Raw genomic sequence first — 24,374 nt, 5'->3', positions numbered from 1 at the left:
AACATAATCTTTAATTATGAACAATTTCACGAGGATTCTACTTATTGTTTTGTTCTGCTTTTCATGTAAGAATGTAAGCAATGAAAATAAATCAATTGAACCAGATACTTATTGGGGTGAAAATCCCTGGCCAGAAATAAGAACAAAACGAATCAATCAACTTTTACCAAAAGCACTTAAAAATTCTGATGTGGATTGTTGGATGGTTGTGTGTAGAGAAAATAACAATGATCCTATTGCAGATCATATAGGTGGTGAAAATGCTGGTGGTACGGCTGCATTTCTGTTTTATAATGATGCAGATGGTTTTCACTCTAAGGTCTTTTCACCTTCTGGTGAAGCAACAGCTTTAGATGATTTAGATATACATGATGAAGTAATAAGTGTAGAACGTGGCACTTCAGCTGTTAAGATGGCGGTAAATTTTATTCTAGAAAAGGATTTTAAATCAATTGCAATTAATTCTTCGGATAGTAACTCTATGGCTGATGGCTTGTCATACACTCAAAGACAATACATTGAAGAGTTGATGGGTGAAAATGCAGACAGGTTGGTATCTTCAACTGAAGTAGTATATGAATGGTTATCAATTAAGTTACCTGAAGAAGTTGAAATTCTTAGAAAGGCGGCTCAACTCACGGCAGATTGGCAAATTGAAGCCTATAAGGAAGTAATACCAGGTAAGTCTACGGATGCTGATATTGCAAAATTTTTAAAACAAAAAATGATTGAATATGGTGTTACTGATGGTTGGGCACCAGACCAAAACCCAAATGTAAATTCTGGTGCAGACAGAGGTCATTCTCATGCTACAAAAAAAGTAATAATGCCAGGAGATGTGATACAAATTGATTTTGGGATAAAAGTTTATGATCGCTGGGTAAGTGATATACAGCGATTTGCTTATGCTTTGAAAGAGGATGAAACAGAAGCACCTGAAGATATAATGCATTATTGGGAAAGTGGCAAAGCAGGCAATAGAGCTGCTCTCGGTGCAATGAAACCAGGAGTTAAGGGTGTAGATGTCGATAGAGCACAACGTATCCTAATGGAAAAAGCAGGTTCAGAATATGTTATGTGGAGTACAGGTCATCCTGTAGGTTATGTAGCACATGATGTAGGACCAAATTTAGGAGGTTCACAAGCATCGCATGTTAGACCTGCATCTGAAAAAATTATAAAAGAAGGAATGACCTTTGCATTTGATGGATTTCATGCTTGGAAATTAAAAGATGGTGGCACCAAAACAATCTCAGTTGAAGAAATGGCTGTGGTTAAAAAAGATAAAGCCGAATATTTAATTGAACCTCAGGAAGATTTAGTTTTAATTAAATCAAACTAATTCTGAATAAAGGTTACTTTGAATATTTTACCATTTTCTATTTCATAGATTGCTACTGCATTAAAGATTTGACCATTTGCAGTAACTTGCTCTTCATCAATGACCTTATTGCCAATGACAATCCGTTTTTTGATAAAAGCCCTTAAATCTGGAACTCTGTCAAACCAATCTTTATATCCTTTTCGCATGGCTTCCTTACCTTCTGTTTGCAAGGTATTAGGATAAGCATATAACTTAATATCATCTGCATAATCCTTCATAAATGAATCTATATCTCTAGCATTGTAAGCATCTAAATTACGTTGAACAATGGTTTCTATTTCTGTTACTTCTTTGTTACTTTCCGTTGATGTTGTACCAGTATGATCCTGTTCTTCGTCTTGATTAGTAGCTTCAGTATTATCATTTGCAGTTTTAAAATCAGCTGCAATAGCGAGCTTATCTATAGACGGGTTTACTGTCATTCTTGTAATTGAAGTAATTCCAAGAGAACTAAAATCACTTATTTCTACCCAATTATTGTCTTTGTTTAAAGTGAGCTTATACAATTTTGTTCCTTTCCCAGATAAAATGGTTTTATTGTTGAGCCAACATATATCCTCAACACCCTCTAAGGTATTTGCTATTAATTTCGTAACACCTGTGTCTGGATTTATTGATTTAATTTGCCATTGATTCTCATTTTCTTTTGAAATAAAACTTACCAAATTTGAGTTGGGGATTTTGTGAAATGATCGTCCAACTTTAGTAGCATATTTTCTACTTGTACCTGCTGAAATATTAGTTACAAATAAATTAAGTTGCTGATCTTCAATTACAGCAGAGACAATAGTTTCCTCGTTAAGCCATGTATAGTATGCAACTACTAAATCTTGAATTAACTCGCTTGATTCCCCATTACTAAGATTGTATCTGTAAAGTCGCTGTTTGCCATCTTTATCTAGTCTAACAGCCGAAACTTCATTTCTATTTGGAATTTTTAATGGTGAATATTCACTGCCTTCCGTAAAGTTAATCCACACCTTAGATTTGTAATTGCTAAAATATTGAGCAATATCTGTTTGACCATTTCTTGTGGAAGAGTATAAGATTCTATCTTCATTTAAAAATGAGGGTTGGTTATCATAACCTTCATTATTTGAAATGTTAGTGCCATTGGTAACCTTAATAGAATTGTTTATGGATACTAAGTCAAAAAGAAATATATCTGTATTTGACTGGCAAAAGCTAATTAAGGTAAAAAAATAAATGCATAGAGATAATACAGGTTTCATGTAATAAGAATTTTCTAATGGAAAGGTAATAAAATAAAAAAGCCAATTCAATTAAGAATTGGCCATAACATTTCTAATTAGTTGTTAGGGGTTATTAGAAACAGTATTTATTTTCTGCTTTAACCTTCTCAGCTATAGTGTTTCTTAGTTCAACAACGTTAGGGTAATTAGTATACTTTGTAAAACGTTTTAAGCCCATTAACATCATTTTTTGTTCATCACCTTCGGCGAAAGAAATAATGCCTTCCATACCATTTTTCTTGATAATTTCTACGGCATTAAACAAATATAGCTTTGCCATTGCAATTTGCTCTTCTTGAGCTTCTACACCAATTCGCTTAGCATTCTTTTCGGCCCGTAAAATTGCAGATTCTGCCATATATATTTCTATCAAGATATTTGAGGCATTCAAAAGCAATTGTTGGTGCTTTTCTAAATCTGGACCAAATTTTTGTACCGCAGATCCTGCTACCATCAAAAATACTTTTTTAAGCCTTGCTATGATATCTTTTTCCTCTGAGAATAATTCAGAATAATCAGGAACGTCAAAGGATGGTATACCCATTAGTTCATCCGCAACTTTCATTGCTGGACCTAATAAATCAACATGACCCTTCATGGCTTTTTTAACTAACATACCTACAGATAACATGCGGTTTATCTCATTAGTACCTTCGTAAATGCGTGCAATACGAGCATCTCTCCAAGCTGCTTCCATAGGTGTCTCTTCAGAAAAGCCCATTCCTCCAAATATTTGGATCCCTTCATCTGCACAATTCTGTACATCTTCGGAAACTGCTACCTTAAGTAAAGAACATTCAATGGCATATTCTTCAACACCTTTTAATTCTGCTTCTTGATGTGTGTTTCCTGAAGCTTGTCTTATTGCGATGCGATCTTCAATATTTTTTGCTGCTCTATAAGATGCTGATTCTCCAGCATAAGCGCTTGCTGCCATCTCTGCAATTTTAGATTTTATAGCTCCAAAATCTGCGATTGGCGTTTTAAATTGTTTACGTTCGTTTGCATATTGAACGGCTGTAGTTGTAATTCTTCTTTGAGAGTCTAAACAAGCAGCAGCTAATTTTATTCTACCCACGTTAAGTGCATTCATGGCGATTTTAAATCCTTCACCACGACCTGCTAACATATTTTCTACAGGAACTACAGTATCGTTAAAAAACACTTGTCTTGTAGAACTCGCTCTAATACCTAGTTTATGCTCTTCTTCACCTAGGGTAATACCATTTGATGGGTCATTCTCAACAATAAACCCAGTGATATTTTTATCATCTTCAATCCTCGCAAAAACTATAAATAACTTACAAAATCCGGCATTGGATATCCACATTTTCTGCCCATTAATTTTATAGGTTTTACCGTCATCAGATAATACAGCAGTTGTTTTACCAGAATTAGCATCACTACCTGCTCCTGGTTCCGTTAAACAGTAAGCACCAAACCATTCTCCAGTAGCTAATTGAGGTACATATTTTTGTTTTTGTTCTTCAGTACCATATAAGGTGATTGGCATTGTACCAATACCAGTATGAGCACCAAATGCCGTACTAAATGAACCTGTACCACTAGATATGTAGTCACAAACAAGCATTGTAGAAACAAATCCCATTCCTAATCCTCCATATTCTTCAGGTACGGCTACACCTAAAAATCCAAGCTCACCTGCTTTACGCATACACTCTTCCGTAAATGCATAGTCTTTTTTCTCAAAACGTTCTCTATGAGCAATAATTTCACGGTCATTAAATTCTATTACCGCTTCTTTCATCATTTGCTGCTCTTCATTAAAATCTTCCGGTGTAAATACATCCTCACAGTTAGTTTCCTTAACTAAAAACTGTCCACCTCTTAATAATTCTTTCTCAATTGTTTCCATTGCTTATATAATTGATATTTTTCTATTAGTTTAAAAATTCAAATATTCCGGCAGCACCTTGTCCTGTACCAACACACATGGTTACCATGCCGTATTTGTTTTTCATATTTTGTTTTCGCATTTCATCAAATAATTGAACCGATAGCTTAGCACCAGTACATCCTAGAGGATGCCCTAATGCAATAGCACCACCATTTACATTAACGATGTCTTGATTTAAATCTAGTTCTCTCATTACTGCAAGTGATTGTGAGGCAAAGGCCTCATTCAATTCTATTAGCTCAATATCTTTTTGTGAAAGTCCACCTTGTTTTAAAGCTTTTGGAATTGCTGCAACAGGTCCAATACCCATAATTCTTGGAGGAACACCAGCGGCTGCATAGCTTACTAAACGTGCGATTGGTTCAAGATTTAGTTCTTTAACCATATCTTCACTCATTACCAAAACAAAAGCCGCACCATCACTAGTTTGAGAGGAATTACCTGCAGTTACAGATCCACCTTGAGCAAATACAGGTCTTAGTTTTGCTAATGCTTCTTTGCTTGTGCCTTTTCTTGGTCCTTCATCTTTAGTTACGGTGAATTTTCTATTCGCCTTTTTTCCATTTGAATCAACATAAGTCTCTTCAACCTCAATTGGTACTATTTGATCTTGGAATCTATCTTCTGATAAAGCTTTTAAAGCTTTCATATGTGAGTTATAAGCAAATTCGTCTTGATCTTCTCTAGAAACATTGAATGTGTTTGCTACAGCTTCCGCAGTATTTCCCATTCCCCAATAATAATCTTCGTGTCCAGAATTTACGATGTCGTAGTTTAATTCTGGTTTAAAGCCTGTCATAGGAACACTACTCATACTTTCTGCACCACCTGCAATAATGCAATCTGCCATTCCAGCTTTTATTTTTGCAACAGCCATTGCGATTGTTTCTAAACCAGATGAACAAAAACGATTTACCGTAACACCAGGAACATCAACAGTGTTCAGCCCTATTAATGATATTATACGTGCCATATTAAGGCCTTGAGAACCTTCTGGCATTGCATTACCAACAATAACGTCATCTATACGAGTAACATCAAAGTCAGGTAACTTGCCCATCATATATTGAATTGTCTCAGCTGCAAGTTCATCAGCTCTCTTAAATCTGAAACCACCTTTTTTAGATTTTCCTACGGCAGTTCTATATCCTTTTACTATATATACTTGTTTCATTGTCTTAGTTTCTTAAAGGTTTACCGGTTTTAAGCATGTGCTGAATTCTTTCTAACGTTTTACGTTCTGTACACAATGAGAGGAAGGCCTCACGCTCTAGATCTAATAAATATTGCTCAGTAACTAATGTTGGTTCTGATAAGTCTCCACCAGCCATCACGTAGGCTAGTTTATTCGCTATTTTTTGATCGTGCTCACTAATGTAGTGGCTTGCCTCCATAGAATCCGTTCCCACTAAGAACATACCTAAAGCCTGCTTACCTAATACCTTTACATCTTTTCTTCTTACTGGTTGAGTATAACCAGCATCAGCTAATAGCTTTGCGTGCGCTTTCGCAGTTGCAATCTGTCTGTCTTTATTAACAACAACTATATCTTTACCTTTCTGAAGAACTCCTATATCATAAGCTTCATAAGCAGAAGTTGCGACTTTAGCCATTCCTATAGTTAGAAAATACTCTTGAAGAACATTTAATTCCACATCACCCTTGCTGAAAGTATCTGAAGCTCTTAACGCCATTTCTTTCGATCCAGCACCACCTGGAATTACACCAACTCCAAATTCAACTAAACCAATATAAGTTTCAGCGGCAGCAACAACCTTGTCAGCATGCATTGATAACTCACATGCACCACCTAAGGCCATACCATGAGGTGCGGCGACAGTTGGAATTGCCGAATAACGCATTCTCATCATTGTGTCTTGGAAATACTTAATGGCCATATTCAATTCGTCATATTCTTGCTCGACGGCCATCATAAATATCATTCCAATATTTGCACCAACAGAGAAGTTGGCACCTTGGTTACCGATAACCAAACCATCAAAATCTTTTTCAGCAAGATCAACTGCTTTGTTTAATCCAGCTAAAACGTCACCTCCAATGGTATTCATTTTAGATTGGAATTCACAGTTTAGAATCCCGTCACCTAAATCTTCAATAACTACACCTGAATTTTTAAATACTTCATTCGTTTTACGGATGTTATCTAAGATTATAAAGCTATCCTGACCTGGTATCTTTTCTTGTGATTTGTTAGGTATGTCATAGCAAAATGACGCACCATTTTTAACAGTGTAGAATGAAGTACTTCCTGCATCAAGCATCTCAGTTACCCAAGAATTAGGCTCTAAACCTTCAGCTTTTATCATTTCAATTCCTTTTTCAACACCTATTGCATCCCAAATTTGGAATGGACCGTCTTCCCAGCCAAAACCAGCTTTCATCGCATCATCAATCTTATATATTTCATCAGTAATTTCTGGTATACGATAGGATACATATGCAAATAGAGCAGCAAAGTGCTTTCTGTAGAATTCTGCAGCTTTGTCTTTACCACTAACAAGAACTTTAAATCTATCTGCTACTTTGTCAATGGTTTTGGTAAGCTCTAGTGTAGCAAATTTTGCTCTCTGTTTTGATCTGTAGTCTAACGTTTTCAGATCCAAGGAAAGTATTTCTTTTTTACCTTCTGCAGATATACTTTTCTTATAAAAACCTTGACCAGTTTTACTTCCTAACCATTTGTTCTCCATCATGGTATTGATAAAACCTGGTATGGTAAATAGTTCAAGACGCTCATCATCAGGGCAGTTATCCTTGATTCCGTTTGCAACGTGAACAAGTGTATCTAACCCAACAACATCAACAGTACGGAAAGTTGCAGATTTAGGACGACCTATAACAGGACCAGATAATTTATCTACCTCTTCTATTGTCATTCCTAATTCTTCTACAACATGGAAGACATTCATTATGCTAAAAATCCCTATACGATTACCAATAAATGCTGGTGTGTCCTTGGCGACGACAGAGGTCTTGCCAAGAAATTGTTCTCCGTAGCCATTCAAAAACTCTATTACTGAAGCATCAGTTTTTGGGCCAGGAATAATTTCAAATAATCTGAGATACCTCGCTGGATTAAAAAAGTGGGTACCACAGAAATGCTTTTGAAAATCTTCACTGCGACCTTCACTCATGAATTTAATAGGAATACCAGAAGTATTAGATGTTATAAGCGTACCTGGCGTTCTGTGTTTTTCAAGTTTTTCGAATACTTGTTGCTTAATATCCAAGCGTTCTACAACAACCTCCATGATCCAATCTACATCAGCAACCTTTGCAATATCATCTTCTAAATTACCTGTTGTAATTCTATTTTTAAAGGAAGGATGATAAAGAGGTGCTGGTTTAGATTTAATCGATGTCATTAAAGCATCATTAACCAATCTGTTTCTAACAACCTTATCATTAAGAGTTAAGCCTTTTGCTTTCTCTTTGTCATTAAGTTCTCTAGGTACAATATCTAATAATAAGACATCGACACCGATATTGGCAAAATGGCAAGCAATACCGCTTCCCATTATACCAGATCCAATAATGGCTATTTTTTTAATTCTACGTTTACTCATTATTTATAGTCTGTTCTTTTTTAGGATATATTTTTTTGTTGGAAATCATATTGTTTATAACCTCAGCTACCTCATAAAAATTCTCAAGTTTTTCTGTTGTGATATTCGATTTTATAGCATTGTTAAAAATTAAAACACGCTCTTTAGAATATTCTCGTTTCTCTCTACCAAACTCGGTTAAATGTATTAACACTCCTCGTCCATCTTCTGGATTTGGTTTTCTCTCAATCAGCCCTTTTTCTTCCATTGCTTTTAGAGTACGTGAGAGACTAGTGGCTTCCATGCCCATTTTTGGGCCCAAAGAGGTTGAAGGTGTCCCTTTTTCAGGGTCAATACTTAACAAAGCAAACCCTGTGGCCATTGTAGTGCCAAACTTTGAGGCCTCCTCATTATACATTTTATTGACTGCTAACCACGTGGTTCTCAGTATGTAATCTATCGTTTTGTCTTTCATAGTTTTTCGGTAGTTTCCAAATATAGCAAAAATATACTATGCACGCATAACAAATTAAAAAAATTATGCACGCATAGTAAATAAAAAGTTTACTAAATCTATTTATGAAGGAATTAACTATCTAAGGACGATAGATTTTTTCGTATAAATCGTCGTATTTTTTACGAATGACGTTTCGTTTCATTTTCATAGTAGGGGTAAGGTGGCCGTCATCAATACTCCAAACATCCGGTGTAAGCTCAAAGCGTTTGATTTGCTCCCATTTACCAAAGTTTTTATTAAACTTGGTAATGTCTTCTTGTATTTGCTCAATGACAATGGAAGAAGAAGCGATTTCAGCATTTGAAGTTCCGATCTCATAATCATTATCATCAATCCAATCTTTGATATATTCAAAATTTGGTTGAATAATTGCGGCTGGCATTTTTTCTCCTTCACCTACCACCATAATTTGCTCAATGAAAAGTGATTGCTTCATGTCATTTTCCAGAAGAGGCGGAATTACATATTTACCTCCTGAAGTTTTAAACATTTCTTTTTTACGCCCAGTTATTTTTAAAAATCCTTCTTCATCAATTACACCTTTATCTCCTGTGTGGAAATAATCATTAGTCATTACATCGGCTGTTTTCTCTGGATCTTTATAGTAACCCATCATTACATTAGGCCCTTTAATTAAGAGCTCACCGTCTTCAGCAATTTTTACTTCAACATTATCTATAGGTTTGCCAACTGTCCCAATTTTATAATTTTTATCGTTATACATTCCTACTGAGACAACAGGAGAAGTTTCAGTAAGTCCATAACCTTCCATCACCTTCATACCAGCAGCTCCAAATACTCTAGCTAATCTAGTTTGTAATGCAGCACTACCAGAAACCATTGTACCTAATTCGCCACCTAAAGCTTCTCGCCACTTACTAAATATCAATTTGTTGGCAATTTTCAATTTAAATTCGTACCAGCTCCCATTTGCATTATAAGGTTCCCACTTTTCACCTAGACGTACTGCCCAAAAGAATAGTGCTTTTTTAATTCCTGTTAAGTCTTCCCCTTTAAGCATTATCTTATCAAATACTTTTTCTAGAAGTCGAGGAACGACACTCATTAAATGAGGATGAATTTCTTTTGCATTATCTCCAATTTTATCTAGTGCTTCCGCGAAGTAAATCGATGTCCCTGCGTATTGATAAACGTATATAAGTACTCTTTCAAAAATGTGACAAATTGGTAAAAAACTTAAGACCCTTGTTTCACCTATTGGTGGAAGGGGAACTCGAGGTGAGCTTGCCAGAACGTTACTAGTAATATTCCAATGAGATAGCATTACACCTTTTGGCCTACCAGTTGTTCCTGATGTGTATATAATTGTTGCTAAGTCCTCAGGCTTTACTTCATCTTTTCTCTTTTCAACTTCTCCCTGTGTACTTTCATCCTTACCAATTTCAAACAATTCAGAATAGTGTTTACAACCTTCAATATGATCAAAACAATATACTTCCTTTAGTTTTGTGTTGTTTTTGATCTTGTTAACCTTTTCCAAAACTTCTTCATCAGAAACAAAGCAATATATGGATTCACTATGGTTCAATACATATTCATAGTCTTCCGAACATATTGTTGGATAAATAGGAATATTCTGTGCACCTACTTGTAATACACCAATATCCATGATATTCCATTCAGTTCTGTTAGTTGATGAAATCACTGCGATTTTATCATTTTTTTGAACACCAAGTTTTAATAGTGCTCTACTTACCGCATTAGCTTTATCTAAATACTCCTTAGTTGACATAGGAGTCCATTTCCCATCGTATTTAGTCACCAGGGCAGAATCGTTTGGTTTATTTTCTAATTGATAATAAGGGAAATCAAAAAGACGTGTAACTTCAATCATAATCGTTTATGCAAATAATTAGTCGGAATATTACGAAAATATAAAAATCTAGGTTATAAATATTATAATATGACTTTTGTAGTCGGTTTTTTTTACAAATTAGCAACAATTGAACATTTTTATTAATGTTTTCTCCAATTGAATATCTAAAGTATTATCATTTTATATAAAATCCGATAAAGTAAAACCAACTAAAAACTGAAGTTGGCTTAATCAGATATTTAATCCTGTTTTAAATTGAACAAATCTTATGTAGAAGCATAATTCTTCATATTGTACTATGCTAAATTAATTTCAATTTAATATCTCAAAATCAGGGCGAGCCTTTTCTTATTAGATGATAATTATCATGTTAATTTTAAGGTATTCAGACTACTTTTACATCATCTTTTGGAACAATTTTCAAATAATTAATAAGAATCAAAAAATATATATAAATGGAACTACTAAAAGAGTTAAAAACTCGAGTCTACAGATTTGGAAACAAAACTGCAGATGGAAACAGTAAAATGAAAAATTTGTTGGGTGGTAAAGGTGCAAATTTAGCAGAAATGAGTGCCATAGGAATCCCTGTACCACCTGGGTTTACAATTACAACAGAAGTATGTACCGAATACAATGAATTAGGTAAAGAGTCTGTGATTGAACTGATTAGAGAAGAAGTAGAGCAATCTGTTGCGAATATTGAATCTCAAATGGGAACCGCCTTTGGTGATAAAGAAAATCCATTATTAATATCTGTTAGATCTGGTGCAAGAGTATCTATGCCAGGAATGATGGATACCGTATTAAATTTAGGTATGAATGATGAGGTTGTTCTTGGTTTAGCAAAACGAACTAATAATGAACAATTTGCGTGGGATTCTTACCGAAGATTTATCCAAATGTATGGAGGTGTAGTTTTAGGTATGAAACCTGAATCAAAGGATGATATAGATCCTTTTGAGGAAATCATGGAACATCTTAAACATAAACGAGATATTCAATTGGATACCGAATTTACAATTCAAGATTTACAAGATTTGGTTTATGATTTTAAAGATGCAGTAAAGAAAAGAACAGGGCATGACTTTCCAACGGATCCTTGGGACCAACTTTGGGGTGCGATTATGGCAGTTTTCAATAGTTGGAATGGTGATAGAGCTGTGTATTACCGTAATATGAATGGTTACCCTGCAGATTGGGGAACAGCGGTAAATGTACAAGCCATGGTTTATGGTAATATGGGTGACAATTCTGGTACTGGTGTATGTTTTACACGTGACGCTGGTACCGGTGAAAATGTTTTCAATGGCGAATATCTAATAAATGCTCAAGGTGAAGATGTAGTTGCAGGTGTACGTACACCACAACAAATCACAAAACTAGGATCAAAACGTTGGGCAGAATTAGCCAAAATTGAAGAAGAAGACCGAAGAGAAAATTATCCTTCTCTTGAAGAACTTAAGCCACCCATTTTTAAAGAATTAAATGAGTATCAAGATATTTTAGAAAAACATTATCGCGATATGCAAGATATGGAGTTCACTATTCAAGATGGTAAACTTTGGATTCTTCAAACTAGAAATGGTAAACGTACAGGTGCTGCAATGGTCAAAATTGCCATGGATTTACTTAAGGAAGGAATGATTAATGAAAAAGAGGCTTTACTGTTGGTTGAGCCGAATAAACTTGATGAACTCTTACATCCAATATTTGATCCTAATGCATTAAAACGTTCAAATATTATAGCTCAAGGATTACCAGCTTCACCTGGTGCAGCCACTGGTAAAATTGTATTCTTTGCAGATGAAGCGAAAAAGTATAAACATAGTATCCTGGTACGAATAGAAACTTCTCCAGAAGATTTAGAAGGTATGAATATTGCCAAAGGTATCCTAACTGCACGGGGAGGTATGACATCACATGCTGCAGTTGTTGCTCGAGGTATAGGTAAGTGCTGTATATCTGGAGCAGGAGCCTTAAATATAAATTATAAGACTCGTACTTTAAAAGTTGGAGACCAAGAGTTTCATGATGGTGACTGGATTTCATTGAACGGAACGACCGGAAATATTATAGAAGGTAAAGTGGCTACGATGGAACCAGAACTCAGTGGAGAGTTTGCAGAATTAATGAAATTGGCTGATAAGTATGGTGAAATCAAAGTACGTACTAATGCAGATACTCCAAAGGATGCTAAAGTGGCACGTAATTTTGGTGCACAAGGTATAGGCTTAACAAGAACCGAGCATATGTTCTTTGAAATGGATAGAATAAAGGCCATGCGCGAAATGATTTTAGCCAATACTGTTAAAGGACGTAAGCATGCCTTAGAGGAGTTATTACCAATGCAACGAGAGGATTTTGAAGGAATCTTTGAAGCTATGCAAGGACATTCCGTTACTATCAGATTATTAGATCCACCATTACATGAGTTTGTACCTCACCAATTGGCTACACAAAAGGAGTTGGCCGAGGATATGCATATTTCATTGCAAGCGGTTAAGAATAAGGTAGCAGAATTAGAAGAGTTTAACCCAATGCTTGGGCATAGAGGCTGTAGATTAGGTAATACCTATCCAGAAATTACTGAAATGCAAACAAGAGCCATTATTGAAGCAGCATTAAATTTGAAGGAAAGAGGTATTATTTGTAAACCAGAAATAATGATTCCTTTAGTAGGTACAGTAAAAGAATTTGAAGCACAAGAAGAGATCGTTAGACGTACTGCTAATGCAATTTTTGAAGAACGCAATGATAAAATTGAATATTTGGTCGGTACAATGATTGAAGTACCAAGAGCTGCTTTAATTGCAGATCTTATTGCTGAAAAAGCAGACTTCTTCTCATTTGGTACTAACGATTTAACCCAGATGACATTTGGTTATTCTCGTGATGATGCTGGTAAGTTCTTGCCTATTTATATTGAAAAAGGCATATTAAAAGTAGATCCTTTTGAGGTAATTGATCAAGAAGGCGTTGGTCAATTAATTAAATTGGGTACACAAAGAGGTAGAGCTACAAAACCAAACTTAAAAGTTGGTATTTGTGGAGAACATGGTGGAGAGCCAAGTTCAGTAGAGTTCTGCTATAACACAGGAATGGATTACGTTAGTTGTTCCCCTTTTAGAGTTCCAATTGCAAGGTTGGTATCTGCGCAAGCGGCTATCAAGACAACTATGTAAATATTTTTTGGTTCCAAAAAGCCTGAAGATTTCTTCAGGCTTTTTTTATTAATTTGATTATCTGCTTTCAATCCATTTTCTGGCATTTACAAACGCTTCGAGCCATGGAGAAACTTCATCTTTTCTATCACTCGGATAATGCGCCCAATTCCATTGGAAAGTAGAACGTTCAATATGTGGCATAGTTATCAAATGCCTACCTGTTTTATCGCACATCATAGCGGTATTAAAATCTGATCCATTTGGGTTAGCAGGATATCCTTCGTAACCATATTTGGCAACAATATTGTATTTGTCTTCTGAATATGGTAAATCAAATTTACCTTCACCATGAGATATCCAAACTCCTAATTTAGAACCACTTAAAGTTGAAAGCATCACCGAATTATTCTTTTGAATTTTTACTGAGGTAAAACTACTTTCGTGTTTGTGTGAATCGTTATGAACCATTTTACCATGAACTTCATGTTCTGGGTAAATCTCTTCGAGTTCCATAAATAATTGACAACCATTACAGATACCTACAGATAATGTGTCTTTTCTGTCAAAGAAATTTTGGATAACTCTATTGGCCCTTTCGTTATACTTTATAGCTCCAGCCCAACCTTTTGCTGAGCCTAAAACATCACTATTACTAAAACCGCCAACCGCTCCTAAAAACTGGATATCTTCAAGATTTTCTCTACCTGAGATTAAATCAGTCATATGGACATCCTTGACATCAAATCCAGCTAAGAACATGGCATTAGCCATTTCCCGTTCAGAATTACTTCCTTTCTCTCTTAATATGGCAGCCTTTGGCTTTGGTTGGCCTGAATTTATCTTCGGTAGCTTGCCAGTAAAATGTTCTGGGAAATTATACTCTAAAGGTTGATGCTTGAAATTGTTATAACGATCGGTCGCCAAGTTATTAGCGGTTTGTTTCTGGTCTAATAAATACGAGGTTTTATACCAAACATCTCTTAAACGAGATATTGTCATGGTGTATACTTGGTTGCTATTGATAACACCTAATACATCACTTTCAGTAACTTCTCCTATATTATGGAATTCAATATTTGCATCTGATAACTCTGCCTCAATAGAGTCATCTTTAGATTGAATAACAATACTCGCATTCTCTGCAAAGAGGACCTTAAATGAATCTTTCTCACCAAGATTTGTAAGATCTATCTCTGCGCCCAAATTATTAGTAGCAAAACACATTTCCAAAAGGGTAGTTATTAAACCACCTGAAGCAACATCATGCCCTGCAACTATTTTATCATTTTTAATCAGGTTTTGTATAGTATTGAAAACAGTTTTTACATAATTGGCATCTCTTACATTTGGAGTATTGCTTCCAATTTTATTATTAATCTGCGCAAAAGAGCTTCCACCTAATTTATAGGTGTCTTGCGATAAATTGATGTAATAAATGGAACCTTTATTCTTTTGAAAAACGGGTTCAACTACTTTTGAAATATCATTACAATTTGCAGCTGCAGAGATTATTACTGTACCAGGAGCTATAACATCACCATCAGGATACTTTTGCTTCATTGAAAGCGAATCTTTCCCTGTTGGGACATTTATACCCAAGTCAATGGCAAAATCAGAAACTGCTTTAACCGCTTCATATAATCTAGCATCCTCACCTTCGTTCTTACAAGGCCACATCCAATTTGCAGATAATGATACACTTTTTAAGCCATCTTTAAGTGGTGCCCAAATAATATTGGTTAGTGCTTCCGTTATCGAATTTCGACTACCTGCTTCAGGATTTATTAGCCCTGAAATAGGTGAATGACCAATTGAAGTTGCAATACCTTCTTTTCCTTTATAATCTAGAGCCATAACTCCAACATTATTTAAGGGTAATTGCAATGGTCCGGCACATTGTTGTTTCGCAACTTTACCACCAACACAACGGTCTACTTTATTTGTTAGCCAATCTTTACAAGCAACCGCTTCTAATTGAAGCACTTGATCTAAATAATCATATAACCTGTCAATATCGTATGATATACCAGTGTACTGTTTTTCAATTTTTGAATCTGACATTATTGTTTTTGGTGAACTGCCAAACATATCTTCTAATGCCAAATCCATAGGCTTAGCACCAGACTTTTCAGACTCAAAAGTGAAACGATCATTCCCTGTAACGTCACCAACGTCATAAATTGGAGAGCGCTCTCTATCGGCTATGTTGTGTAATATATTGAGGTGTTCTTCTGAAATAACTAAGCCCATACGCTCTTGAGACTCGTTTCCAATAATCTCCTTAGCTGAAAGTGTTGGGTCACCAATTGGTAAATTATCAAGATTAATCTTACCTCCTGTATCTTCTACTAATTCCGATAGACAATTTAGATGACCGCCTGCACCATGATCGTGTATTGATACAATATAATTCTCTTCACTTTCAACCATTCCTCTAACAGCATTAGCAGCACGCTTTTGCATTTCTGGATTTGAACGCTGTACGGCATTAAGCTCAATTCCCGATTCAAATTCTCCCGTATCAGCAGAGGACACTGCCGCACCTCCCATACCAATACGATAATTATCACCACCAAGAATTACAATTTTATCTCCGGTTTTCGGAGTGTCTTTAAGGGCTTGATCGTTTTTGCCATAACCGATACCACCGGCTAGCATTATTACTTTGTCAAAACCGAGTCTATCCTTTTGTTCCTGATGCTCAAACGTTAATACGGAACCACAGATTAAAGGCTGGCCAAATTTATTTCCAAAATCTGATGCACCATTACTTGCTTTAATTAGAATGTCCATTGGAGTTTGATACAACCATTTGCGTTCAGGAAAGGCTTTTTCCCAAGGACGTTCTTCTTCTAGTCTAGAATATGATGTCATATATACTGCTGTTCCGGCAAGTGGGATAGATCCTTTTCCACCGGCTAGTCTGTCTCTAATCTCACCTCCCGAACCAGTTGCCGCACCATTAAATGGCTCTACAGTAGTTGGGAAATTGTGCGTTTCTGCTTTTAAAGAAATTACAGATTCAAAATCTTCTGTTGTATAATAATCTGGGATATCTGCTCTTTTTGGTGCGAACTGTTCAACAACAGGTCCCTTGATAAAGGCGACATTGTCTTTGTAGGCAGATACAATATCATTTGGATGTTTTTCTGAAGTTTTTTTGATAAGCTTAAACAATGAAGTTGGCATTTCCTCACCATCTATGACAAACGTACCATTAAAAATTTTGTGTCTACAGTGTTCTGAATTTACCTGAGAAAAACCAAAAACTTCAGAGTCTGTTAGTGGACGACCAATTTTCTTAGATACACCTTCTAAATACTCAACTTCTTCTTTACTCAGGGCTAAACCTTCCTGTTGATTATAAGCCTCAATATTATTAATATCTTTAATAGCTTCAGGCAGAATATCAATTGTGAAAATATCTTGATGTAATTGGTTGAATTTTTCGGAAATCATAGGATCATAGTCCTTAAAATCCTTTGTCACTGACATGAATTCTTCAATACGAACAATTCCATCTATTCCCATGTTTTGGGTAATCTCAACAGCATTTGTACTCCATGGTGTTATCATTGCTGCTCTCGGACCAACAAAAAAAGCATCAATTGATGCTTGTTCTATTTTAGATTGGTTGCCAAATAGCCATACCAATTTAGATGTTGTTTCAGTTGATAATTCTTTTGTTGCTTGAACAGCAAAAACTTTGCTGTTTTGGTTTCCAAAGAAATGAATCATTTATGTCTTAGTATTTGGTGTGAAAAATAAAAACACAAAGTTAATCGAAATTGTGATAAACTGACTTAAAAATCAATTTCAAATGTTTAAGTATTCAACATGTTTTGAACAAAAAACCTACACGAAAATAAAATCAAAAATGATTGTTTAAGATACGTTTTACTGAGCCATAATAAGAGGTGCCAAAAATATTTAAATGAACGAGTAAATAATATAATTGATAAATCTCAATACGTTCTTCATAATATTCAGTAATTGGTTTTTCATTATGATAGGCTTGGTAAAAACTTGAATCAAACCCTCCAAAAAGTCTACTCATTGCGATATCCATTTCAGAATGACTGTATGATACCGAAGGGTCAATTAAATATGGTCTTCCGTCTTCTGAAACTATAAAATTACCGTTCCATAAATCGCCATGTATTAAGGATGGTTTTACCTTCTTGCAATAAGATTGTAAACAAGTTTTGATATCATCAATTGATGGAATCTCTGAGTTTATTAAAAGCCCTTTTATAATGGCCATTTTTATTTGAAATCCTAAACGTTGTTCACTATAAAAGTCAACCCAATTATCAATGAGATTGTTTTTTTGTTCAAGACTTCCAATAAAATTATCATCGTCTAAGCCAAAATTATCAGATGTGTGGAAATGGAGTTGTGCGAGTTGATATCCGAGTTTTTCGTAGTCTTCTTTAGATGGAGATTTTCCTTTGACATACTCCATAAGGATGAAGGAGATGTCACTATGAGTTCCGTAATTCAAAATACTTGGTGTTGCGATGGTGTTTGTACTCGCAATATGTTGAAGTCCAGAGACCTCTGCTTCAAACATATTCACAGAACCAATATTCCGACTATATTTAAGTATAGAAGACGTCTTATCAGCAAAGTCTAATTTGTAAACAGAAGCTGTATCACCACCTGAAAGTGATCTAGAGCCTACTATTGACGTATCAAGTAAATCCTCAATATGTCTCTGTAAGCCTTCAATTAAATGCATTTTTATAGACGAACTAATTTATAGGTTTTACTATTTTCACCTACCGTAAATTTTATTAGGTATATCCCTTTTTTCAAATCGCTAATATCTATTTGATTTCTAATGAGATTCCCTTCAGAAACCTTCTTGCCCAAAATTGAAAAAACCTCAAATTGAAGATTTGTATTGGTGCTAAGATATAACGTGTTTCCTCTTGTAGGATTTGGATAAATACTGAAATTTAAAACTTCAAAACTTTCAATATTTAAAACCTGAGAGTGGCTACCTAAACCCGAGCAATCATTATTTGGAAGAATATTCCATTCTGCACTGTTATAGGTTGTAGTGGGAAATTCTATTGACTCTTGTCGTTGTAAAGTTACATTCTCAGCAAAATCATTGCCATCACCTTCAATACCTATGATATCTATTAATACATTATTTTTAAACAATCCTATTGCATCATTACCATTAAATGAAGTTATACCATTATTAACATCATCTTGTTGAGGTTGGCAAGCGCTATCTAAACCGCTATTCGCAACAACAAATACATCACCATTTGCAATCGATATATTTGGGAAATTATACACAGTACTAAATGAATTGCTATTAAATGCTAGTTTTAAGGTGTAATTAGACAAATTAACTGATCCACCAGTAAAATTTGCAATTTCAAGGGCTTTGTTTGTACCTGACCCTTCTACATATTCAGAGAAAAAAAGATCATTTGTACCACCAGAAGTATCTAAGGTGGTTTCACATGATTGGTTACTTGACGCGGAAGTATTCATTGCAGCATCTCTTGCAAAAACAGTGAAACAATATGGGGTATTCGAAACTAGACCAGTAATAGTTGTACTTGTGCCAACAACACTTTCTGAATAAGAACCACCAATGTATATATCATATTGAGTTACTCCAACATTATCGGTTGATGCTGTCCAAGTTAAATCAATGGTACTTAAGGTTGGGTTGGATGCCACTAAATTAGTTGGTGCTGTAGGGGCTTCTGTGTCTGCTGTTGGATTCCATATCATTGAAGCATATTCAGGGTGATCTACAAAAGGATTTGCATTTCCTTGAAAATTGTATGCTTCATTATTTCTATCAATTTCACGTTGGTCTACAGGATCTATATTATTATGCCAGTCTAAAAGTAAATCGATAGCCCAAGTCTGGAAGACTTCATCATTAGTGCCATTAAACATTACAAAACTTGTATAGTCGTCTACAGTATCTTCATAACGTACTGCAAAGTAAAGTAGTGCTCTTGCGATATCACCTTTAAACTCATCAATTGGTTCAAACATATCACCTGAGTAACCACTAACATCACTATCACCTCGCTTTGAACCATTCATTGAAACCCATAAATCAGGATCGCTATTATCAACGATACCAAATGGTAAAGATCCTCTAAAGTTATTTACTCTACCGTCTGTTGGTATAACATGGTGAATATCACTTTGCATAGGAAATGCACTGCTAAAAGATGATTGTGGTACTAAATGCTCTCTGTTATAACAATCGCCTTCTGCCATTTGATTGCCACATTGATCGTTACCATGTGTATAATTGTATGGGTCTGCACCAATCGGATTTTCTGAATAGAAATCTAGGATGGTCCCATCATTTTCATAATTATTACCTGAAGACACATTTATATCTGAATGTGTATCTACATAGCCATTAGAACCCGAAATACCGTTACCGTCATATAATTGGTCATAGGTACGAGCTATGTGTCCATTTGATACGATATTTTTAAGCTCAGTTTTAAGTGTGTAACCGCTTAAACCATTTGCACTATCGTAGTAATTTGAAGGTATTTGACTGTATGCTAAGCTAGATATAAATAAAAATAAAATGTAAAAGTGTTTCATATTATCCTATTGTATTGATGATTTGGGCTATTTGTTTTTCTCTAATTGAGCCATATAAAATCCGTCAAATCCAGATTTATGCGCCAATATTTTTTTGTCTTTCACAAATTTAAAATCTTTTCCTGCCTCTGAAGTTAAGAATTTTTCAACTTGGTCCTGATTTTCAGACGGTAAAACAGAACATGTCGCATAGACCATTTTGCCACCAGGTTTAACCATTTTTGAATATTTTTCTAAAACTTCAGATTGTACTTTTTTAATGTTTTCAATAAACTCAGGTTGCAATTTCCATTTCGCATCAGGATTACGTCTTAATACGCCCAATCCAGAACATGGTGCATCAATTAATAATCTATCCGCTTTTCCATATAATTTTTTAATTGGTTTTGTGGAATCGATCACCTTTAACTCTATATTATGTACACCATTTCTTCTTGCCCTAATTTTTAGCTTTTTTAATTTACTCTCATAAATATCCATTGCTATAATTTGCCCTTTATTTTCCATTAGAGAGGCCAAGTGAAGTGTTTTTCCACCAGCACCAGCGCAAGCATCTACAACTTTCATGCCTGGCTTAACATCTAAGAAGTCTGCAACAAGTTGAGATGATGCATCTTGTACCTCAAACCATCCATTTTTAAATGCCTCAGTTTTAAATACATTTGCACGCTCTATTAGTTTTAGCGCACTTGGATAATTTGGGATAACTTCAGTTTCAATATTTTCAGATTGAAGTTTTAATTGTAAATCCTTTTTATTTGTTTTTAAGGTATTAACACGAAGAATGACATCAGCTTGCTCATTCTGCATTTCAATTTCTTTTGCCCATGCAGACTCACCAAGTTCTTCAATACCCAAATCATCAATCCAATCAGGTATAGATTCTTTATATTTTCTGGTTTTGGAAAGTTCATCGAACCGCCCTTTAATCTTACGAGTTGGTGTCGTTTCAAAATATTTCCAGTCTGGAAGTTTGATACCTTTCAATGTTGCCCAAACTGCAAACATGCGCCAAAGATTATCTCTGTCAAAAGGCTCTTTCACATTGGCAATTTCTGCATAAAGCCTTTTGTAACGAACAATTTCATATACAGTTTCTGCAATAAATCCTCTATCTCTGCTTCCCCAGCGTTTATCTCGTCTCAACAATTGTTGAACAACTTTATCTGCATACTCATTTTCATTGAAGATTTTATGTAATCCATCAATTACCGCAAAGCATAAATTTCTGTGTAGTCGCATTATAATTAATTAAGACGCAAAGGTACATAAATGTTTAAATGCCTGAAGGTATATTCGATTAATCACGAGACTTTTCTATTTTTATGGAAAATTGATCTATGAGAAGTATTACCTTAATATTTATTTTACTGATTTTCTTTGGTTGCAAAGATGAATACAAAAGATCCCCTAACATTACTCAAGTTGAAATTGAAGATATTTTAACCGATTCTACTTTTAGTATTAGGGCCTTAGATTTTAATGATGAATATATATTTTACGGTAGTTCTGATCATTTTGGAAGGAAGGCATTGCAATCGGAGTTTAAAATAGACTTAACTGAAATTGTTATTAGTGATCAAAAAGTACATGACAGATATCAAATGAAAAATGATTCTCTTTATCTGCATTTTAGGGCAATTGAGGAAGTGAATGGTAATTTATTTGCCTTGTCTATAGGAAACCCTTCCAGACTATTTAAACTTTACAGAAAAGCCAGAAAGCCTAAATTAGTTTATGAGGAAGTAAATGAAAAAGTATTTTATGATTCAATGGTTTTTTGGAACGAGAATGAAGGTATTGCGATAGGTGACCCAACTGAAAATTGTATGAGTATTATTATTACCAGAGATAGTGGAGAATCGTGGTCTAAAATTAGCTGTTCGGATTTACCACCTGCCTTGGATGGTGAAGCTGCTTTTGCTGCGAGTGATACAAACATAACTATTGTGGGTGATCATACTTGGGTTGCAACTGGAGGAAAGTCAAGTAGAGTTTTATATTCACCAGATAAAGGTATTACATGGCAAGTTTTTGAAACTCCAATTATTCAAGGGAAATCAACCACAGGAATGTATTCTATTGATTTTTATGATGAAAATAACGGCTTTGCCATTGGCGGAGACTATACTAAGCCTAATGATACAATAGCTAATAAAATAAGAACAACTGATGGTGGTAAGTCTTGGCAAGTTGTAGCCAATGGAAAAGAACCTGGATACAGAAGTTGTATACAATACATACCAAATAGAGAAGGGAAGGAGATGGTTGCCGTTGGGTTTAAAGGAATTGATTTTAGCAATGATGCAGGTAGTACTTGGTCGCATATTAGTGACGAAGGTTACTATACCATAAGATTTGTAAATGATTCTATGGCCTTTGCCGCAGGAAGGGGAAGAATCAGCAAGCTAATATTTAGATAAAAAAAGGAAGCCAAAAAGCTTCCTTTTTTTAATTTCTGTTCCCCCGTTTTTGGCGCATCTGTTTTAACCGCTCTAATAGTATGCGGTTAAATTCATCTTCAGCTGCTCTTAACCTTATAATTTTCTTTGGTGACAAAACCGATTGCAAGTCTTTGGCCAATTTCATTTTAGCATTATGGATTTCGTTCTCAGCATTTAAAATTTGTTCTAACAGCTTACTAGCTTCGCTGTCAGACATGTCCGGGTTTTGTCTTATCTTCATTTTCACCTCTCTAAGTTTACCGGATTTAATACCTTCTCGCTTTTCTTCAAATGCATTATATATTGGCCAGAATTGCTGTGCTTCTTCTGCCGTAAGACTAAGTTTCTCAGTTATAAAAGCTACTTTTTGTGCTTTTATACGCTCGTTCATTCTGCCATCACGTTGCGCATAGCTTGAGAGACCTATTAGTAATACTAATATTGGGATTAATCGCTTCATAATATTGTAAAGTTCTATTCTATAATTAAGTCTATTTCTGAGTTTTCTAAAAGATAAGATTCTAAATTATCTTCTTCAAAACTTGTTTCGGTTATTACAAAATCATCTTCTAAAAGGTCAGAATCTAATAATAGTTCTGCTAATTCATAACTACTTAAATCTCTATCTTCTAAATAAGCCTCAACCATTTCAACAGATATTTCATCCTCAAATGGTTTGTTTATGAAAATAGCAAGAATTAATACTATTGAAGCAGCAATACCGGCTATATAATACAAAGGTTTTCTTGAGTTTAAACTTATAACAGGAGTATCCTCCTTATTAAGCTTATTGAAAATCTCATCATCCACTGAATTGAAATAGTCTTTAGGTACAGTAAATCCTGGGTCATTAAGATTAGGGATTGACTCTGTTCCTTCAAGCTTTTTCATAAGGTTTTCTTCAAAAGACTCAAAGTAGTTTTCAGGTGTTTTAAAACCTGGGTCATTGATGTTATGTAAATTACCTTTTTTCATTTATTTATTGGACTTCAAATTTTCTCAATGGTTTAATTTGAAGTTAAATAGGTTTCTATTTTTTTAACCGCTATATGATATGATGCCTTTAATGCGCCTTCACTTGTCTCTAATATATCTGCCATATCCTTATATTTAATCTCATCGAAATATTTCATATTAAACACAATTTGTTGCTTTTCTGGTAAGGATGCAATTGCTTTTTGTAATTTAAGTTGAATTTCATCACCTTCAAAATACACATCAGCAGTTAAGTTGTCTATTGCATTGGTTTTTTGTTCTTCATTATTAATCTGTAAACGTTTTGCATTTTTATTGATAAACGTAATAGATTCGTTAGTAGCAATGCGATAAAGCCACGAAAACAATTTACTTTCTCCTTTGAACTTATCTATACTCCTATATACCTTTATGAAGGTGTTTTGTAATACATCATCTGCATCATCATGGCTAATAACAATCTTTCTTATATGCCAATACAACCTTTCTTTATAAAGTTGTAATAACTCTCTAAAAGCGGCTTCTTTAGACTTGGGGTCTTTTAGACGCAATATGAATTCTGATTCGTCGGTCAATTAAATTGTTTTGCTTTTTTGACTCTGTAAATTAATAAAAGTTTAATTAGAAATATTTTTAATTTCCCAGTAATTTGAATAAATACTGATAATCAATGAGTTACATTAATTAATACCGATAAAAAGCAAAAA

At 34.8% G+C, this 24,374-nt stretch carries 16 protein-coding genes; 3 read left to right on the top strand and 13 right to left on the bottom strand.

Going from position 1 to position 24,374, the window contains the following annotated elements:
- Positions 1 to 16 precede the first annotated feature (16 nt).
- Entirely contained in the window at positions 17 to 1,342 is a 1,326-nt protein-coding gene (locus LBV24_RS09460) for a M24 family metallopeptidase (RefSeq protein ID WP_224478403.1), read from the top strand.
- Here LBV24_RS09460 and LBV24_RS09455 read toward each other — a convergent pair.
- The 6 genes from LBV24_RS09455 to LBV24_RS09430 form a co-directional block, all read right to left on the bottom strand.
- On the bottom strand, positions 1,339 to 2,616 hold the full coding sequence (locus LBV24_RS09455) for a nuclear transport factor 2 family protein (RefSeq protein ID WP_224478402.1): 1,278 nt from the start codon (positions 2,614 to 2,616) through the stop codon (positions 1,339 to 1,341). The genes LBV24_RS09460 and LBV24_RS09455 overlap by 4 nt on opposite strands.
- A gap of 94 nt (positions 2,617 to 2,710) precedes the next feature.
- The gene (locus LBV24_RS09450; protein WP_224478401.1) at positions 2,711 to 4,513 is read right to left on the bottom strand and encodes an acyl-CoA dehydrogenase family protein; all 1,803 of its coding nucleotides are present in this window, start codon (positions 4,511 to 4,513) and stop codon (positions 2,711 to 2,713) included.
- A gap of 25 nt (positions 4,514 to 4,538) precedes the next feature.
- A complete protein-coding gene (locus LBV24_RS09445) occupies positions 4,539 to 5,729 on the bottom strand; it encodes an acetyl-CoA C-acyltransferase (RefSeq protein ID WP_224478400.1) in 1,191 nt (396 codons plus the stop codon).
- A 4-nt stretch (positions 5,730 to 5,733) separates the two neighbouring features.
- Positions 5,734 to 8,142 (bottom strand): 3-hydroxyacyl-CoA dehydrogenase/enoyl-CoA hydratase family protein, encoded by a 2,409-nt coding sequence (locus tag LBV24_RS09440; protein ID WP_224478399.1) that lies wholly within the window; start codon positions 8,140 to 8,142, stop codon positions 5,734 to 5,736.
- The gene (locus LBV24_RS09435; RefSeq protein ID WP_224478398.1) at positions 8,135 to 8,596 is read right to left on the bottom strand and encodes a MarR family winged helix-turn-helix transcriptional regulator; all 462 of its coding nucleotides are present in this window, start codon (positions 8,594 to 8,596) and stop codon (positions 8,135 to 8,137) included. The genes LBV24_RS09440 and LBV24_RS09435 overlap by 8 nt, the downstream gene beginning before the upstream one ends.
- 121 nt (positions 8,597 to 8,717) lie before the next feature.
- Entirely contained in the window at positions 8,718 to 10,493 is a 1,776-nt protein-coding gene (locus LBV24_RS09430) for an AMP-dependent synthetase/ligase (RefSeq protein WP_224478397.1), read from the bottom strand.
- Positions 10,494 to 10,930: 437 nt separating this feature from the next.
- Between LBV24_RS09430 and ppdK the strand changes: the two genes are divergently transcribed.
- The gene (gene ppdK / locus LBV24_RS09425) at positions 10,931 to 13,660 is read left to right on the top strand and encodes a pyruvate, phosphate dikinase (RefSeq protein ID WP_224478396.1); all 2,730 of its coding nucleotides are present in this window, start codon (positions 10,931 to 10,933) and stop codon (positions 13,658 to 13,660) included.
- Between the two features lie 57 nt (positions 13,661 to 13,717).
- On the opposite strand, the gene purL is transcribed toward ppdK, so the two are convergent.
- The 4 genes from purL to LBV24_RS09405 form a co-directional block, all read right to left on the bottom strand.
- Complete coding sequence (gene purL, locus LBV24_RS09420; protein ID WP_224478395.1) at positions 13,718 to 17,380, bottom strand: phosphoribosylformylglycinamidine synthase; 3,663 nt, start codon at positions 17,378 to 17,380, stop codon at positions 13,718 to 13,720.
- Positions 17,381 to 17,513: 133 nt separating this feature from the next.
- Complete coding sequence (locus LBV24_RS09415) at positions 17,514 to 18,383, bottom strand: fructosamine kinase family protein (RefSeq protein WP_224478394.1); 870 nt, start codon at positions 18,381 to 18,383, stop codon at positions 17,514 to 17,516.
- 2 nt (positions 18,384 to 18,385) lie between these two features.
- Entirely contained in the window at positions 18,386 to 20,248 is a 1,863-nt protein-coding gene (locus LBV24_RS09410; protein WP_224478393.1) for an endonuclease, read from the bottom strand.
- A gap of 27 nt (positions 20,249 to 20,275) precedes the next feature.
- Positions 20,276 to 21,490: an RsmB/NOP family class I SAM-dependent RNA methyltransferase gene (locus LBV24_RS09405; RefSeq protein WP_224478392.1), complete on the bottom strand. Its 1,215-nt coding sequence runs from the start codon at positions 21,488 to 21,490 to the stop codon at positions 20,276 to 20,278.
- Positions 21,491 to 21,588: 98 nt separating this feature from the next.
- On the opposite strand from LBV24_RS09405, the gene LBV24_RS09400 reads away from it, so the two are divergent.
- Entirely contained in the window at positions 21,589 to 22,671 is a 1,083-nt protein-coding gene (locus LBV24_RS09400) for a WD40/YVTN/BNR-like repeat-containing protein (RefSeq protein ID WP_224478391.1), read from the top strand.
- Positions 22,672 to 22,699: 28 nt separating this feature from the next.
- On the opposite strand, the gene LBV24_RS09395 is transcribed toward LBV24_RS09400, so the two are convergent.
- The 3 genes from LBV24_RS09395 to LBV24_RS09385 are packed head-to-tail and all read right to left on the bottom strand — an operon-like array spanning position 22,700 to position 24,242.
- Entirely contained in the window at positions 22,700 to 23,152 is a 453-nt protein-coding gene (locus LBV24_RS09395) for a sensor of ECF-type sigma factor (RefSeq protein ID WP_224478390.1), read from the bottom strand.
- 14 nt (positions 23,153 to 23,166) lie between these two features.
- Complete coding sequence (locus LBV24_RS09390; protein WP_224478389.1) at positions 23,167 to 23,667, bottom strand: hypothetical protein; 501 nt, start codon at positions 23,665 to 23,667, stop codon at positions 23,167 to 23,169.
- Positions 23,668 to 23,699: 32 nt separating this feature from the next.
- Complete coding sequence (locus LBV24_RS09385) at positions 23,700 to 24,242, bottom strand: RNA polymerase sigma factor (RefSeq protein WP_114300900.1); 543 nt, start codon at positions 24,240 to 24,242, stop codon at positions 23,700 to 23,702.
- Positions 24,243 to 24,374: the final 132 nt, after the last annotated feature.

It is taken from the genome of Winogradskyella vincentii (assembly GCF_020166345.1).
Classification (GTDB): Bacteria; Bacteroidota; Bacteroidia; order Flavobacteriales; family Flavobacteriaceae; genus Winogradskyella; species Winogradskyella vincentii.
Note: the sequence above shows the minus strand (reverse complement) of the source record. Positions and strands in the feature narration are given on the sequence as shown.